Origin of the sequence: Nonomuraea terrae (genome assembly GCF_044465245.1) — a bacterium.
GTDB lineage: Bacteria > Actinomycetota > Actinomycetes > Streptosporangiales > Streptosporangiaceae > Nonomuraea > Nonomuraea terrae.
This window is the reverse complement of record NZ_JBITLL010000001.1, coordinates 1,221,612-1,236,552: the sequence shown is the minus strand read 5'-3', so window position 1 is coordinate 1,236,552 and position 14,941 is coordinate 1,221,612. Positions and strand designations below refer to the sequence as shown.

14 protein-coding genes are annotated in these 14,941 nt (G+C 70.0%); 6 read left to right on the top strand and 8 right to left on the bottom strand.

What is annotated here, in order from left to right:
• A complete protein-coding gene (locus tag ACIBP6_RS05780; protein WP_132614656.1) occupies window positions 1–612 on the bottom strand; it encodes a TetR/AcrR family transcriptional regulator in 612 nt (203 codons plus the stop codon).
• Window positions 613–719: 107 nt separating this feature from the next.
• Here ACIBP6_RS05780 and ACIBP6_RS05775 point away from each other — a divergent pair, with 107 nt between their 5' ends.
• The 3 genes from ACIBP6_RS05775 to ACIBP6_RS05765 are packed head-to-tail and all read left to right on the top strand — an operon-like array spanning window position 720 to window position 5,074.
• Window positions 720–1,874, top strand: a complete 1,155-nt coding sequence (locus ACIBP6_RS05775) for an acyl-CoA dehydrogenase family protein (protein ID WP_397049113.1) — start codon at window positions 720–722, stop codon at window positions 1,872–1,874.
• Between the two features lie 8 nt (window positions 1,875–1,882).
• A complete protein-coding gene (locus tag ACIBP6_RS05770) occupies window positions 1,883–3,994 on the top strand; it encodes an acetate--CoA ligase family protein (protein WP_397049320.1) in 2,112 nt (703 codons plus the stop codon).
• Window positions 3,995–4,027: 33 nt separating this feature from the next.
• Window positions 4,028–5,074 carry an enolase C-terminal domain-like protein gene (locus ACIBP6_RS05765; protein WP_397049111.1) on the top strand — a complete coding sequence of 349 codons (1,047 nt, stop codon included), beginning with the start codon at window positions 4,028–4,030 and terminating at the stop codon, window positions 5,072–5,074.
• A gap of 22 nt (window positions 5,075–5,096) precedes the next feature.
• Here ACIBP6_RS05765 and ACIBP6_RS05760 read toward each other — a convergent pair whose 3' ends face one another.
• The 3 genes from ACIBP6_RS05760 to ACIBP6_RS05750 form a co-directional block, all read right to left on the bottom strand.
• A complete protein-coding gene (locus ACIBP6_RS05760; RefSeq protein ID WP_397049110.1) occupies window positions 5,097–6,224 on the bottom strand; it encodes a thiolase C-terminal domain-containing protein in 1,128 nt (375 codons plus the stop codon).
• Window positions 6,221–6,628 (bottom strand): Zn-ribbon domain-containing OB-fold protein, encoded by a 408-nt coding sequence (locus tag ACIBP6_RS05755; protein WP_397049109.1) that lies wholly within the window; start codon window positions 6,626–6,628, stop codon window positions 6,221–6,223. Before ACIBP6_RS05755 ends, ACIBP6_RS05760 begins: the two co-directional genes overlap by 4 nt.
• A 235-nt stretch (window positions 6,629–6,863) precedes the next feature.
• A complete protein-coding gene (locus ACIBP6_RS05750; protein WP_397049107.1) occupies window positions 6,864–7,376 on the bottom strand; it encodes a VOC family protein in 513 nt (170 codons plus the stop codon).
• Window positions 7,377–7,534: 158 nt separating this feature from the next.
• Here ACIBP6_RS05750 and ACIBP6_RS05745 point away from each other — a divergent pair, with 158 nt between their 5' ends.
• The 3 genes from ACIBP6_RS05745 to ACIBP6_RS05735 are packed head-to-tail and all read left to right on the top strand — an operon-like array spanning window position 7,535 to window position 10,206.
• Window positions 7,535–8,851: an MFS transporter gene (locus tag ACIBP6_RS05745; protein ID WP_397049105.1), complete on the top strand. Its 1,317-nt coding sequence runs from the start codon at window positions 7,535–7,537 to the stop codon at window positions 8,849–8,851.
• Window positions 8,848–9,795 (top strand): ribonucleotide-diphosphate reductase subunit beta, encoded by a 948-nt coding sequence (locus tag ACIBP6_RS05740; RefSeq protein ID WP_397049103.1) that lies wholly within the window; start codon window positions 8,848–8,850, stop codon window positions 9,793–9,795. Before ACIBP6_RS05745 ends, ACIBP6_RS05740 begins: the two co-directional genes overlap by 4 nt.
• A 3-nt stretch (window positions 9,796–9,798) precedes the next feature.
• Window positions 9,799–10,206, top strand: coding sequence for a hypothetical protein (locus ACIBP6_RS05735; RefSeq protein WP_397049101.1), 408 nt, complete (start codon window positions 9,799–9,801; stop codon window positions 10,204–10,206).
• A 405-nt stretch (window positions 10,207–10,611) separates the two neighbouring features.
• Here the strand turns inward: ACIBP6_RS05735 and ACIBP6_RS05730 are convergent, their stop codons facing one another.
• From ACIBP6_RS05730 to ACIBP6_RS05715, 4 genes are all read right to left on the bottom strand, one after another.
• On the bottom strand, window positions 10,612–11,100 hold the full coding sequence (locus ACIBP6_RS05730) for a hypothetical protein (RefSeq protein ID WP_397049099.1): 489 nt from the start codon (window positions 11,098–11,100) through the stop codon (window positions 10,612–10,614).
• A 53-nt stretch (window positions 11,101–11,153) separates the two neighbouring features.
• Window positions 11,154–11,735 (bottom strand): mycothiol transferase, encoded by a 582-nt coding sequence (locus tag ACIBP6_RS05725; RefSeq protein ID WP_397049098.1) that lies wholly within the window; start codon window positions 11,733–11,735, stop codon window positions 11,154–11,156.
• A gap of 201 nt (window positions 11,736–11,936) precedes the next feature.
• Window positions 11,937–13,601, bottom strand: a complete 1,665-nt coding sequence (ettA, locus tag ACIBP6_RS05720) for an energy-dependent translational throttle protein EttA (protein WP_132622943.1) — start codon at window positions 13,599–13,601, stop codon at window positions 11,937–11,939.
• A 78-nt stretch (window positions 13,602–13,679) separates the two neighbouring features.
• Window positions 13,680–14,882 (bottom strand): sensor domain-containing diguanylate cyclase, encoded by a 1,203-nt coding sequence (locus tag ACIBP6_RS05715; RefSeq protein ID WP_246075679.1) that lies wholly within the window; start codon window positions 14,880–14,882, stop codon window positions 13,680–13,682.
• Window positions 14,883–14,941 lie beyond the last annotated feature (59 nt).

Sequence of the window (14,941 nt, the reverse complement as noted above, 5' to 3'; positions counted from 1 at the left end):
TCAGGTCTCGTGCAGGGACTTGAGGGGATCGAGGCGGTGGATCAGCGTCACGGTCGCCTCGATGATCTCCCGGGCCTCCTCCTCGGTGTCGGAGGTGGCCACCTCGCGCGCCGCCTCGCCGATGATGCTGGTCAGCACCGCCACGGTGAACCGGTCGAGCGGATCTCCCCCGGCGCCCAGCAGCACGGCGTTCTGGCGCACCCACTCGCGGCCGCGCGTGCGGCGCAACAGCTCGAAGCCGGGCGGGCCGTCGCCGTCGATGAAGAGCCTGACCAGGTCGCGCCGCTCCCAGGCGCCGGCCAGGTAGGCGCGCGCCCCCGCGATCAGCAGCTCGACCGGGTCGCTGACGCCGTCCTTCTTGGCCTTGGCCACGCTGGAGGCCGCCGCCTGCTCGTGGGAGGCCTGGTGGTCCTCGTAGAGGGCGAGGAACAGCTCGGTCTTGCCGCCGAAGTGGTGGTAGAGGCTGCCGACGCTGGAGCCGGCGCGGGAGACCACCTCGGAGACGTTGGAGTCGGCGAAGCCGTGCTCGCTGAAGACCTCGCGCGCGGCCTGCAGCATGCTCTTGCGCGTCTGGGCCGTACGGCTCCACTCCCACGAGGACTTGCGTGCCATGCGGCCATCGTAGCGCGCCAAATTCTAGAATCTGATTCTTGACACAAGCCCGCAACAGTAAGACTGTCTTCCTAGAGGTCAATTCTAGAAATTCTCAGGAGGCGGCTGTGGACTTCTCGCTCACCCCCGAGGAACGGCAGATCCGCGACACCGTCCGGTCCTTCATCGAGAAGGAGGTCATGCCGCTGGAGCCGGAGGTGCTGCGCAACGAGCGCGAAGGCCGCCCGGGGCTGGCCCCGGACGTGCTGCAGGAGCTGCGCGCCAAGGCCAGGAAGTCGGGCTTCTGGGGCATCAACACCCCCGAGGAGTACGGCGGCGCGGCCCTCGGCCCGATCATGTCCGCGATCATCGCCATGGAGATCGGCCGGACGTTCGTGCCGTTCTCGTTCGGCGGCAGCGCCGACAACATCCTCTACGCCGGCACCGAGGAGCAGAAGCAGCGCTACCTGCTCCCGACCATCGAGGGCGAGCGGCGCTCCTGCTTCGCGATCACCGAGCCTGGCGCGGGCTCCGACGCCCGCAACATCCGCACCCGCGCCACCCGCGACGGCAACGAGTGGATCATCAACGGCGAGAAGACGTTCATCACGGGCGGCAACGAGGCCGACTTCGTCATGGTCTTCGCCCTGGCCGAGGAACACGGCGTGACGTGCTTCCTGGTGGACCGGGACATGGGCTGGAAGTCGGAGCCGATCCCGACCATGGGCCAGTGGGGCCCTGCCTCGCTGGTGTTCCAGGACGTCCGCGTGCCGGAGGAGAACATCCTGGGCGAGCTCGGCAAGGGCTTCGAGCTGGCCATGCAGTGGATCGGCCAGGGCCGCTACATGATCCCGGCGCGCGCGATCGGCTCGGCCGAGCGCATGCTCCAGATGGCCATCGACTACTCCAAGATCCGCAAGTCCATGGGCCAGACCATCTCCGAGTACCAGGCCATCCAGTGGATGATCGCCGACTCGCAGGTGGAGATCGAGGCCGCCAAGTGGCTGACGCTGTACGCCGCCTGGCGGGTCGGGCAGGGCATGGACGCGCGGCACGCCTCCTCCATCGCCAAGCTGAACGGCGCCGTCATGGCCAACCAGGTCGTCGACCGGGTCCTGCAGATCCACGGGGGTATGGGTTACACGAAGGAACTGCCCATCGAGCGCTGGTATCGCGAATTGCGCCTGCTGCGCATCTTCGAGGGCACCGACGAGATCCAGCGCCGCACCATCGCCCGCAACCTGATCAAGGGACACGCCAAACTCGGCCTCATCGGGGAGTAGTGAGCGCCATGTCCGTCGCCGAGCTGTTCAATCCGCGTTCCATCGCCCTGGTCGGAGCCACGGACAAGTCGGGATGGTCGGTCAGCACGCTGGCCAACCTGCGCGAGCACGGGTTCCCCGGCCCCGTCCACCTGGTGAACCCGCGCGGCGGCATGGTGCACGGCTCGCCCGCCTACCGGAGCCTGGCGGAGATCCCGGAGCCGGTGGACCTGGCGTACGTCATGGTGCCCACGGCGGCCGTGCTCGGCGTGCTGCGCGACGGGGCCAAGCTGGGCATCCGGTCGTACGTGGTGCTCACGGCCGGGTTCGGGGAGTCCGGCGAGGAGGGCGCCCGGTTGGAGGCCGAGATCGCCGCCTTCGCCGCCGAGCACGAGCTGACGATCCTCGGGCCGAACGGCAACGGCTACATCAACGCCGCCGCCGGCATCACCCCGTACGGGCTGCCCATCCAGAAGCCGCTGCTGCGCGGCGCGGTCGGCGTGGTGTTGCAGAGCGGCGCGCTGGCCAGCTCGGTGCTGGCCTTCGCGCAGGCCCGCAACCTGGGCGTCAGCCTGCTCACCTCGATGGGGAACGAGACCGTCGTCAGCGTCACCGACGTCGTCGACTACCTCGTGGGCGACCCCGCCACCAAGGTCATCGCGCTCTTCCTGGAGTCGATCAGGAACCCGGCCGAGTTCTCCCGCGTCGCCCGCCGCGCCCTGGAGGCGGGCAAGCCGATCGTGGCGCTCAAGATCGGGCGCAGCAAGCTGGCCTCGCACACCGCTCAGGCCCACACCGGGGCGCTCGTGGGCGACGACGACGTCATCGACGCCGCGCTGCGCCAGCTCGGCGTGATCAGGGTGCGCTCGCTGGAGGACCTCATCATCACGGCCGGGCTGCTGGCCTCGACCGGGCCGCTCCCGGGGCGGCGCATCGGCGTCGTCACGCCGTCCGGCGGGGCATCGGAGATCATCGCGGACCGGGCCGAGGACGAAGGGCTGGAGCTGCCGCCGTTCGCGCCGGAGACGGTGGCGCGGCTGAGGGAGATCGTCCCGGCGTTCGGGACGGTGCAGAACCCGCTCGACGTCACCGGGTACGTCCTCATCGACCGCACCCTGCTCGGCCGGGCGCTGGAGGTGGTCACCGCCGATCCGGGGATCGACATCGTCATGCTGCTGTCGGAGCCGCCTCGGGTGGAGCCGGCCGACCCAGCGCCGACCTTCGCCCTGTACTCGGCCAGCGCCCAGCGGATCGCCGCCTCGCCGGTGCCCGTCGTGGTGGTGAGCAACGTGCTGACGGACGTCACCGCGTTCGGGCGGCGGGTGCAGCAGGAGACCGGCTATCCGTACATCGCGGGCGGGATCGAGCACGGCCTGCACGCCATCGGGGCGGCGGTGCGATGGTCGGAGACGCGGGCGCGGTTGCTGTCCCGCTCCCCCGCCGTCTCTCCGGCCGTCTCTCCGGCCGTGCCCGCGGCGGTTCCCGGCGGGGCGCGGGGCGTGTGGGCCGAACATCGCGCCGCCGCGCTGCTCGCCTCGGCGGGCCTGCCGGTGGTGCCTTCCGATCTCGTACGCGACGAGGACGCGGCGGTGGCGGCGGCCGGGCGCTTCGGCTACCCGGTCGTGCTCAAGGTGGCCGCCGAGGGGCTGGGGCACAAGAGCGACATCGGCGGCGTACGGCTCGGGCTCGGCGGCGACGAGGACGTGCGGCAGGCGTACCGTTCGCTGGCCGAGGCGGTGCCCGCGATGGAAGGGGTGCTCGTCCAGCCGCAACGCGGCGGCGGGATCGAGCTGCTCGTCGGGATCGTACGGGATCCCGCCTGGGGCCTGACGCTGGCCGTGGGCCTGGGCGGGGTCTGGGTGGAGGTGCTGCGCGACGCGGCGCTGCGGGTGCTGCCGGTGGACGCCGCCGAGGTGCGTACGGCGCTGTCGGAACTGCGCGGCGCGGCCCTGCTGAAGGGGGTGCGCGGCGGCGAGCCGGCTGACCTGGACGCGGTGGCCGACGTCGTGGCCCGGGTGGCGGCCTTCGCCGAGACGCTGGGCGACGGCCTGGAGTCCCTGGAGATCAACCCCTTGCTCGTCACCGGCTCCCACGTCGAGGCCCTGGACGCCCTGGTGACCTGGACGCCTGATATATCTTGACCTCAAGATATTCCCGCTGATCGGGGGCATGGCGTGCGGTTGCGCTGGATCGAGATCGAGCTTCGGGTACGCGATCCCTGGCGGGTGGCCGCTCACGGTTTCCAGGCGATTCCCGCGCTGGTGGTGGCCGTCGAACACGATGGGATGACAGGGCTCGGTGAGGCCCCGGCGTTCCGGACCGCCCAGTACAACTCCGCGATTCCCGCCATGGGCGCGGCTCTGGAGAGCCTGCGCCCGTGGCTCGCACAGGCCGCTCCCGCGGCTCCGGACCGGTTGTGGCCGACGCTGCGGGAACGGCTCGACGGGCACCCGTTCGTCCTGCACGCCGTCGACGTGGCGCTGTGGGATCTGTGGGGCAAGGTGCGGGATCGGCCCGTGCGCGCCCTGCTCGGTGCCGACGGCGCGGTCGGCGCCGTCAGCGCGTACAGCATCGGGCTCGACGAGCCGCGGGCGATGGTGCGCAAGCTGCGCGACAAGCCGGGCTGGCCCATCTACAAGATCAAGATAGCCGGGCCCGAGCACCTCGACGTCCTCAGGCTGCTGCGCGCCGAGACGGACGCCCCCTTCTACGTGGACGGGAACGGCGCGTGGCGGCCCGACGATCTCCTGGCGAGCCTGGACGCCATGGCGGAGCTCGGCGTGGCGCTGCTGGAGCAGCCCCTGCCCGTCGCCCTCGGGAGCGAGATGCCCGGCGTCCGCCGGCGGGCGGCCTTCCCGGTCATCGCCGACGAGTCGGTGACCGCCGTCGAGGACGTGCCCGGCTGCCGGGACGGCTTCGACGGCGTCAACGTGAAACCCCTGAAGCTCGGCGGGCTCAGCCCGGCCGCGGAGGTGGCGCGGGCGGCCCGCGACCAGGGGCTGTCGGTCATGCTCGGGTGCATGCCCGAATCGACCGTGGGCATCTCGGCCACCGCCCAGCTGGCGGCCTGGGCCGACTACCTCGATCTCGACAGCGCGCTGCTGCTCGACGACGATCCCGCCACCGGAGTGTCGATCGACCCGCGCGGGCGCGTACGTTTCCCCGCGGACGCGGGGACCGGTGCGCGTCTGCGCGCCCAGGTGCCCCCGCTTCCGTTCTGAACGGCGTGCCCGGCCTCGGGTCTCACGGCAGCCGGTTGGCGAGGACCAGGGTGGCGGCGGAGGCGAACATGCCGCCGTTGCCGAGCACCACGCTGATCTCCACCTCGGGCACCTGCGCCGCCGCCTCGCCGCGCAGCTGCCGCACCGACTCCTGGATGGCGAACATGCCGTACATGCCGGTGTGGGTGTAGGACAGGCCGCCGCCGTTGGTGTTCAGCGGGAGGCGTCCGCCCGGGGACGTGTGCCCCTCGGCGATGAACGCCCCCGCCTCGCCGCGGCCGACGAAGCCCAGATCCTCCAGGCCGTAGATCGGCACGTGGGCGAAGGCGTCGTAGATCATGAGGTGGTCGACGTCCTCGTGGCCGATCTTGGCCTCCGCGAACGCCGCCTCGCCCGACAACCGGAACGCCTTCGAGGTGGTGAAGTCCTCCATCTGGGAGATCATCGGCGCCTCGGCCGACTCGCCGGAGCCGAGCAGGTAGACCGGTGAACGGCGGGCGCGGTCTTCCGTGGTGACGATGAGCGCGCCGCCGCCGTCCGTCACCAGGCAGCACTCCAGCAGGTGGAACGGGTAGGCGACCATGCGCGAGGCGAGCACGTCGTCCACCGTGATGAGGTCCTGGAACATGGCCCGGGGGTTGCGGTTGGCCCATCGCCGCTGCGCCACCGCCACCTCGGCGAGCTGCTCGTGCGTGAGGCCCGTCTCCTTCATGTAGCGCAGCGCCGTGATCGTGAACGACGTCGGCGGCCCCACCACGCCGTACGGCAGCTCGAACTGGCCGAGGATCGAGTCGGGGCTCATGCCGTAGCGGCCGGCGCCGACGCGGGAGCGTCCCGACTCGCCGTGGGTGATGAGCACCGTACGGCACAGCCCGGCGCGGATGGCGGCGGCGGCGTGCCGGACGTGGAACAGGAACGACGACCCTCCGACGCCCGTGCCGTCCAGCCAGGCCGGCGTGATGCCGAGGGCGTGGGCGATCTGGATGGGGCCGGGGGTGCCGACCGTCGCGACGCCGTCGATGTCGTGGATGGTCATGCCGGCGTCGGCCAGGGCGTTCCTCGCGGCTTCCAGGTGCAGTTGCAGCGTGGAGTGGTGGGGCAGCCTGCCGACCTCGTCGGTCTCTGCCGCCCCCGCGATCACTACGGTCATCGGGCGCCTCCCGCCGGCTCGAAGAGCGGCACATGAACGTCGCCGCGCTGCTCGAACACCACCTGCAGCTCCATGTCCAGCGGCAGCTTCTCGGGGACGTTCTCCACGCCCACGATGTTCGTCATCATGCGCACGCCCTCCTCCAGCTGCACGACCGCGATCGCGTACGGGGCCTCGTCCTCGAAACCGGGGGCGGGGCGGTGGTTGATGACGTAGGAGTACAGGGTCGCGCGGCCGCTGGCGCGGACCCACTCGACCTGGTCGCCGCCGCACCGGGGGCAGTTCGGCCGCGGGTAGAAGTAGTGCCGCTCACACGACAGGCAGCGCTGGATCCTCAGCTCTCCCGCGGCCGTGCCGTCCCAGAACGGCTGGGTCTCGGGCGTGGGCTTAGGTGCCGGCTTCATCGGCCTCCCCAATTCATAGTTTCTAGAATCACACTCTAGATCTAGCTTCTGTCCCCGCTCAAGAGCCCCGGCTGGTGCACGGATCACCACGATGTGACGACCGCGTTGTGGAGCGGGCCTCGGGAGGTGGACGCCATCACGACGGAGGCGGGCCGGCACGGGGACACGCACATCCGCTTGCCGGGCGGGCGCGGCATCGTGCGACGTGGGTCGGCATCCGGTCGGGCCGGAGGAGTCAGGGGCTGGGGATGCCGTTGCCGTTGCGGCCCTGGCCGGCGAGGACCTCGTCCAGGGACGGGCGGGGCTCGTCGCCCTCACGGAAGCCCGGCTGGGCCAGCTGGATCAGGACGCCGTGCGCCTCCTTAGGGTGCAGGAACACCTCCTGCCACCGCGGATCGGACCGGTTGAGCCCGTGCAGGCGGTAGCCGCGGGCGGTGAGGCGTGCCACGGCGGCGCCCAGGTCGTTGACGTGGAAGTTGAGGTGGTGGACGCCGCCCCGCCCCCTGCTGAGCTCGAAGAAGCTGTCGAAGAACGTCGATCCGGCCAGCGGCTCCATCAGCTCCACCTTGCCGCCGTTGGCGTAGCTCAGCTGGAGCGTGCGGTAACCGGCGACCCGGTTGTCGCCACCTCCGCCCAGGTGCCGGCCGCCGAGCAGGTCACGGTAGATCGGCAGCAGATCCCTGATTCGCGGCGCGGCCACGGCCGTGTGGTCGAAGGACACCTCGAGACCGTCCAGTTCCAGGTCCACGCGGGGGGCTCCTCACTTCTCGGAATCCTAGAATTTCATTCTAGCCGTAGACGTCTCGCTCACTCTTGACGGAGCCCCCTGTGGGGAGCAGCATCCAAGAAGGCAATTCTAGAGCTAGCTTCTAGAACGACTCCGGGAGGCGAGAAGAAAGGCTGGCCATGAGGCTGTCCTATGTCCGCGAGCTCGACGAATACCCGACCGGCGCACGCCGGATGAAGATCCTCACGATGGCCGTGCTGGCCATCCTCATCGGCTCCTACGAAGGGCAGATCGCGCCCGTCGTGCCCCTGCTGCTCGAAGACCTCGACATGTCGCTGGCCACGTACGGCACCGTGTCGGGCCTCGCGGCGGTGGCCGGCGCGATCGCCTCCATCCTGGGCGGGCGTCTGACCGACCGGCTCGGCCGCGTACGCCTGCTCATCCCGCTCATGGCGCTGACGGCGGTGCTCTGCTTCGTCATGACCCTCGTACATACACCGCGCGACCTGCTGATCGTCCGGATCGTGCTGGCGTTCGTGGACGGCGTCGCCATGGCCAGCACCGCACCGCTGATCCGCGACTTCTCCCCCCGTCTGGGACGCGCCCAGGCGTTCGGCTTCTGGACGTGGGGCCCGGTCGGCGCGAACTTCCTGGCCGCCGCCGTGGCCGGCTGGACCCTGCCGATCTTCGACAACTCCTGGCGCTCGCAGTTCGTCATCATGGGCTGCTTCTCGCTGGTCATCTCGATCGTCATCGCGCTCAACATCGCCGACCTGTCACCCGAGCTGCGCGCGAGAATCCAGCACACCGAACGCGCCGCCACCCGGGTCGTGGACCTGTCGGCGCCGCCACGCCTGCGCTCCCTGTTCAGCCGGCCGAACATCTGGGCGCACGTCGTCGGCATCTCCCTGTGGCTGGTCCTCTACGTGACGCTGTCCCTGTTCGGGCAGACCATGCTGGTCGGGGCGCTCGGGGTCAGCAGCGCGGAGGCATCGACGATCATGGCGGCGTTCTGGAGCCTCAACCTCATCACCCTGATCGTGAGGGGACGGCTGTCCGACCGTACGCGGCTGCGCAAGCCGTTCTCCCTCGGCGGCACCGTCGCGGCCGTCCTCGTCACCGCCTACCTCGCCGTCGAGCTCGGCCGGCAGGACGTCTCGACCGGCACGCTGATGGTGACCGGCGCGCTGCTCGGCGGCTCACTCGGCGTCGCGTACGCCCCCTGGATGGCCAACTACTCCGAGGACGCCGAGGACGCCGACCCGCGCCTGCAGGGCACCGCGTGGGGGCTGTTCGGGTTCCTCAGCAAGGGCATCGCCGTGATCGGCCTGCTCGTCATCCCGCACGTGGTCGAGGCCACCGGCTGGCAGACGTGGCTCTTCGTGGCCCTGGGGTGTCTCATCCTGTTCATCCCGGCGATCGTGATGTTCAATGGGCCCTGGCGGCGCTCCGCCCGCACCCCCGCGCCCGTCGCCCTCGGGGAGGCTGACTCATGACCGAGCTGACCAACGTCGCCGAATCCGACCTGCGCGGCATCCGTGACCTCGACATCGACGACGTGCTCGCGTACGTGCACCGCGACCTCAAGCGCCTGCCCGACTACACCGAGCTGTACAAGCGGTACCTGCGTCAGCGCTGGGACGTCTACGAGCTCGACTTCTCCCAGGACGTCGCCGACTGGCGCGAGCGCATGACGCAGGAGGAGCGCGACGCCTTCGTCGGCATCTCCGCCGGCTTCCACCACGGGGAGCGGCAGGTGGAGGTGGAGCTGCCGGTGTTCATGCTGGGCGGCTCGGAGGAGTCCAAGATCTACATGTCCAGCCAGATCGAGGACGAGGCCCGCCACACCGTCTTCTTCGACCGCTTCTACCGCGAGGTGGTCGGCATGCCGGGCGACTCCGTCCAGGAGGTGCTGGACGCGTCGTTCGAGCACGTGTCGGAGACGTTCGTCGGCCCGTTCGGGCTGCTCGCCTACCAGGCCGACGAGCTGCGCAAGGACCCGGAGGACCCGGCCGCCCGAGTACGGTACGGGACCACGTACTTCCTGTGGATCGAGGGCGTGCTGGCGCTGTCGGTCATGAAGATCACGCTGACGTACTGCCGGGAGCGGGGGTTCCTGCCCGGTTACTACACCGGGTTCACCGCCACGTGCCGCGACGAGGCCAGACACGTGCAGTTCGGGATGCGGTTCCTGCGCGACTCCGTGCAGGAGGATCCGCGTCTGCTGCTGCAGATCCACGAGACGCTGCGGACGATCCTCGCGATCAACGGCGCCGCCAGCCGCCGGCTCGCGCTGGAGTCGCTCGGCTGGACGCCTGAGGAGGTCAGGCGGCTCATGATCCGCCAGCTCCACATGAAGCTCACGGACGTCGGCATCGCGATCCCGCCCGACATCCGCGAGATGGTCTCCCGCATCGAGCCCGAGCTGGCCGGAGGCTGACACATGCGTTTCTTCACCTCGGAATGGGCCGAAGCCGCCCGGGCCGCCGTGGACGCCGGTCCCGAGCGGGCGGGCAAACTGCCGACGTACTGGAACTGGATCGACCGCGCTCGCACCGGCTACACCGCCACCTGGGCGCTCGGCGTGCGGGAAACGGGCGAATATCTGGTGCTGCGCTGGAAGGACGGCAAGTGCGCGGAGGCGGAGATCAGCTCCGACCCGAGCGCGGCCGACTACGTCCTGGCCGCCGGCGCGGACACCTGGCGCGAGCTGCGCGAGGGCGCCGATCCCGGTCGGGTGGTGATGTATCGGCAGTTGCGGCTGGAACGGGGGGATGTGCTGGCGTTCTTCCGCGTCATCTACTTCTTCGTCGAGTCCCTGGCCGCCCTCTCCCGCCTCAGAACCGATTGACCCACCCGGCCCGAACCCCGGAAGCCACCGAACGTCCGGCACATCATCTGCCCGACACCGCCGGGCAGATGACCTCACCAACACCGCCCGAACGTTCACCTCACCGGCACCGCCCGAATGTTCACCTCACCCGCGCTACCAGACACTCACCCACCCCGCGCCCACCTCACCGACGCCGCCGAACCATTCGAGCAACCAGCAGCACCGGACCCGAACCTGCCCGACACCGCGAGGCAGATGACCTCACCAGCACCACACGAATATGCACCTCACCCGCACTACCAGACACTCACCCACCCCCGCGCCCACCTCACCGACGCCGCCGAACCATTCGAGCAACGAGCAGTACCGGGTCCGTACCGGGCGCTGCCGGGCAGTTCCGCTCACGCACGCCCCGAGTTCACGTCACCGGCATCGCCGGGAAGTGCCGTGACGGCGGTCTCGGAGGATGATGTGTCCCGGCCCGTGCGCCGCGTCGCAGTACGGGCCGTGCACGTCGATGCCCTCCAGGTCCTGGCGGAAGCCCCGTCCGTCGCGCCACATCTCGACGGACGCCTTCTCACACAGCGCCGCCGCTGCCGCCGGCTGCCACCACTCGGGGCCAATCAGGGAGCCGAACCAGCCCAACGCCGGAGCGTCCTGCCAGGCGTGCGGCTGATCCACCGTCATCCTCAAGCAGAGATCGCCGACGATGTCGATCACGGCCGACAGGGAATGCACCTCTGCGACGCTCGCCGCCGGATGCGCGACATGCCCCGCGACCGCGGACAAGACCTGGGTCGGCAGCCGCGGATCATCGAGCGCCACACCGAAGTACATGCCAGGGCGCTTGCGCACGTGCTCGTCGAAATCGAGCACCATGATGTCGGCCGCGGTGTATTCCGGCCCAGCCACGAGCGCACCTCCCATCCGCCCCATCGGATTCCCAGCCGGCCCAAAGCCCGACGTCAGGTCAGGCGTGATCGGCTCCCCTTCGCCCGCCATCCAGCCGGCGGGTCCTCACCGACCCGTCCGTCCACCGCCTCGCGGAGCAGGTCGGCGTGCCCGGTGTGCCGTCCGTACTCCTCGATCAGGTCACAGAGCAGCCGGCGCAGGGCGGCATGGCGGCCATCGGGCGAGGAGAGGTGGACAAGCTGGCCGGGCCCGCCGTTGGCCAAAGCCGCGTCGAGCCTCGCGCGGGACCGTTCGACGGTGGTGTCCCAGAGCGCGTAAAGGGCGTCGGGAGTGTCATCGGCGGCCGAGTTGAAATCCCAGTCGGGGTCGGCGTCCCAGTCTGCGGCGGCCCACGGCGCGCCGATGGAGGTGCCGCTGAGCTTGGTGCTGAACATCTGCTCCTCGGCGCGCGCGAGGTGCTTGAGCAGACCGCCGAGGGTCAGCGAGGAGGCCCCGATACGGGTCCGCAGCCCGGCCGCGTCGAGGTCGTCGGTCTTCCAGCGGAACGTCGCGCGCAGACGCTCGAGCGCACCGACGAGGTGCTCGGCCTCGGTGCCGGCGAGCGGCGGTTCCCACGGACAGTTTTTGCCCGTCACGGCACCACCGTAGATGACCGCACCGACATTTCCCGGAGGCAGGGGGCCTCACCAATTCGGGCGGCTCGAGCGACCGCGCGGCACTGTCGACCGGCAGGAAAACCCCGGCAGCCGGCGGGGGTTCGTGTCATGGGTGTCGCGGCCACGTGCGCGGGTGGTGTGACGCCGTAACGGATGGAAATCCGTTACGGCGTCACACCGTCAGTCGCGGTGCAGCTTCCGGTACGTCACCCGGTGCGGGCGGGCGGCGTCGGCGCCGAGACGCTCGATCTTGTTCTTCTCGTAGTCGGCGAAGTTGCCCTCGAACCAGAACCAGTTCGAGCCTTCCTCCCACGCCAGGATGTGGGTGGCGATGCGGTCGAGGAACCACCGGTCGTGCGAGGTGATCACCGCGCAGCCGGGGAACTCGAGCAGCGCGTTCTCCAGCGACGACAGGGTCTCGGTGTCGAGGTCGTTGGTCGGCTCGTCGAGCAGGAGCACGTTGCCGCCCTGCTTGAGGGTGAGCGCCAGGTTGAGCCGGTTGCGCTCGCCGCCCGACAGGACTCCGGCCTTCTTCTGCTGGTCGGGGCCCTTGAAGCCGAACGCCGCGATGTAGGCCCGCGACGGCATCTCGACGTTGCCGACCTTGATGTGGTCGAGCCCGTCGGAGACGACCTCCCAGACGTTCTTGTTGGGGTCGATGCCGCCCCGGGTCTGGTCGGCGTAGGAGATCTTGACCGTGTCGCCGACGATGATCGACCCGGTGTCGGGCGTCTCGCTGCCGGTGATCATGCGGAACAGGGTGGTCTTGCCCACGCCGTTGGGGCCGATGACGCCGACGATGCCGTTACGCGGCAGGTCGAACGTCAGGCCCTCCATCAGCAGGCGGTCGCCGAAGCCCTTCGTGAGCTCGTCCGCCTTGATCACCGTCGTGCCCAGGCGCGGGCCCGGCGGGATCTGGATCTCCTCGAAGTCGAGCTTGCGGTGCTTGTCGGCTTCGGCCGCCATCTCCTCGTAGCGCTGGAGGCGGGCCTTGCTCTTGGTCTGGCGGGCCTTCGGGTTGGAGCGGACCCACTCCAGCTCGTCCTCCAGGCGCTTCTTGCGCTTGACGTCCTTCTGGCCCTCCACCTTGAGCCGCTGGGCCTTGGCCTCCAGGTAGGTGGAGTAGTTGCCCTCGTACACGAACGCCCGGCCGCGGTCGAGCTCGAGGATCCAGCCCGCGACGTTGTCGAGGAAGTAGCGGTCGTGGGTGACCGACAGGACCGTGCCGGCGTACTTCTCCAGGTGCTGCTCCAGCCACTGCACGCTCTCGGCGTCGAGGTGGTTGGTGGGCTCGTCGAGCAGCAGCAGGTCGGGCGCCTCCAGCAGCAGCTTGCACAGGGCGACCCGGCGACGCTCACCACCGGACAGCTTGGTCACGTCGGCGTCGGGCGGCGGGCAGCGCAGCGCGTCCATCGCCTGCTCGAGCTGGCTGTCGAGATCCCAAGCGTTGCGGTGCTCGAGCTGCTCCTGCAGCTTGCCCATCTCCTCCAGCAACTCGTCGCTGTAGTCGGTGGCCATCTGCTCGGCGATGTCGTTGTAGCGCTGGAGCATCGCCATCGTCTCGGCGACGCCTTCCTGCACGTTGCCGAGGACGGTCTTCTCCTCGTTGAGCGGCGGCTCCTGCTGGAGCATGCCCACCGTGAAGCCCGGCATGAGCTTGGCGTCGCCGTTGGACGGCTGCTCCAGACCGGCCATCATCCGGAGCAGCGTCGACTTTCCGGTGCCGTTCGGCCCCAGGACACCGATCTTGGCTCCGGGCAGGAACGACACAGTGACGTCGTTGAGCACGACCTTGTCGCCGTGCGCCTTGCGCACGCGCTGCAGCGTGTAGATGTACTCCGGCATGCCCCCTAGCTTAGGGGCTCTCCAGCCAGGCTTCCGCCGCTCCTCCCGACGCGCACCCGGCCCGCTCGTTCGCGCCGGTCAGGAGGCGGGCTCGTGAGGCAGCGAACGTGGCGGCGGGGACTGCACGGCCGGAACGCAGACGCGGTCGCGCCCCAGCTCCTTGGCCCGGTACAGCGCCAGGTCGGCGGCGGCCAGCAGGTCGATCAGGTCGTCGCCGTGCACGTTCATCAACGCGACCCCGGTCGAGACGGTCACCCTGACCAGGCTGTCGTCCACCGGGATGGCCATGAGACTGACGTGCGTGCGCAGCCGCTCGGCCACCTGGCGGGCCTCCACGTTGTCGGCGCCGGGCAGCAGCACGACGAACTCCTCGCCGCCGAAGCGCCCCACCACGTCGTAGTCGCGGAGCTGGCCGCGCAGTGTGCTCGCCACCCCGACCAGCACCTGGTCGCCGACCAGGTGGCCGTGGGCGTCGTTGACCCGCTTGAAGTGGTCGATGTCGATGATCAGCAGGGCCAGGCTGTCGCCCGTGCGGCGGGCGCGGACGATCTCGGTGTCCGCCTCACGCTGCCAGGCCGCCGCGTTGAGCAGCCCGGTCTTGGCGTCCGTACGGGCTGCGGCCTGGAGCTGGGCGTGCAGGAGGCTGCGCTGGAGCAGCACCACGGGTGGCAGCGCCAGGATGAGCAGGGCGAGGTTGAGGCCGCACAGGATGGCGACCGTGACGCCGAGGCAGAGCTCGACGACGTCCAGCAGCACGCTCTCCCGGTCCCACAGGACCTCCCGCCAGGTGATGTCAGGGTCGGCCGTGTGCGCCGCGACGGCAATGAGCCCGATGTTCAGCAGGGCGAACAACACGGCGGCCGCCACCGCGGACAGGATCGGCGGGCCGCTCCCCCGCGACAACGACCACGGGTCCTCGACGACCTGGTGGAAGGCGACGCTGGCCGTGCAGCCTGCCAGCCCGATCGCCGCCGAGCTGAACACCCGCCGGTGCAGCACCGTCGCCCGCACCCGCACCTGGAGCAAGACCTGCAGCACGATGGGGGCGAACAACGCGTAGAGCGGTGGCAGGAGCAACGCCACCGGCAGCCACCAGGCCGACAACAGGTCTCGCGAGACACCCGCCGGCATGCCGAGCCGCCTGCTCGCCTCGATGCACACTGCCCCGCACGCCATCAACGCGCCGAAGGTGAGCGCGTCCTGCCACCGGAAGGCGGTGGACGCCCCCAACACAGCGATCGCCCCGAGATCGAGAGCGACGATGGCGCACAGGTAGAGCACCAAGCTGCGACGTTGCCCGAGCAACGGCCAGCGACCAGCAAGCGTTGACACACCGCCGC

Bases quoted from the DNA above. Each gene is read 5' to 3' on its own strand.
- ACIBP6_RS05780 (WP_132614656.1), bottom strand. From the start codon at position 612: ATGGCACGCAAGTCCTCGTGGGAGTGGAGCCGTACGGCCCAGACGCGC.
- ACIBP6_RS05770 (WP_397049320.1), top strand. From the start codon at position 1,883: ATGTCCGTCGCCGAGCTGTTCAATCCGCGTTCCATCGCCCTGGTCGGA.
- ACIBP6_RS05760 (WP_397049110.1), bottom strand. From the start codon at position 6,224: ATGACCGTAGTGATCGCGGGGGCGGCAGAGACCGACGAGGTCGGCAGG.
- ACIBP6_RS05755 (WP_397049109.1), bottom strand. From the start codon at position 6,628: ATGAAGCCGGCACCTAAGCCCACGCCCGAGACCCAGCCGTTCTGGGAC.
- ACIBP6_RS05745 (WP_397049105.1), top strand. From the start codon at position 7,535: ATGAGGCTGTCCTATGTCCGCGAGCTCGACGAATACCCGACCGGCGCA.
- ACIBP6_RS05740 (WP_397049103.1), top strand. From the start codon at position 8,848: ATGACCGAGCTGACCAACGTCGCCGAATCCGACCTGCGCGGCATCCGT.
- ACIBP6_RS05735 (WP_397049101.1), top strand. From the start codon at position 9,799: ATGCGTTTCTTCACCTCGGAATGGGCCGAAGCCGCCCGGGCCGCCGTG.
- ettA (WP_132622943.1), bottom strand. From the start codon at position 13,601: ATGCCGGAGTACATCTACACGCTGCAGCGCGTGCGCAAGGCGCACGGC.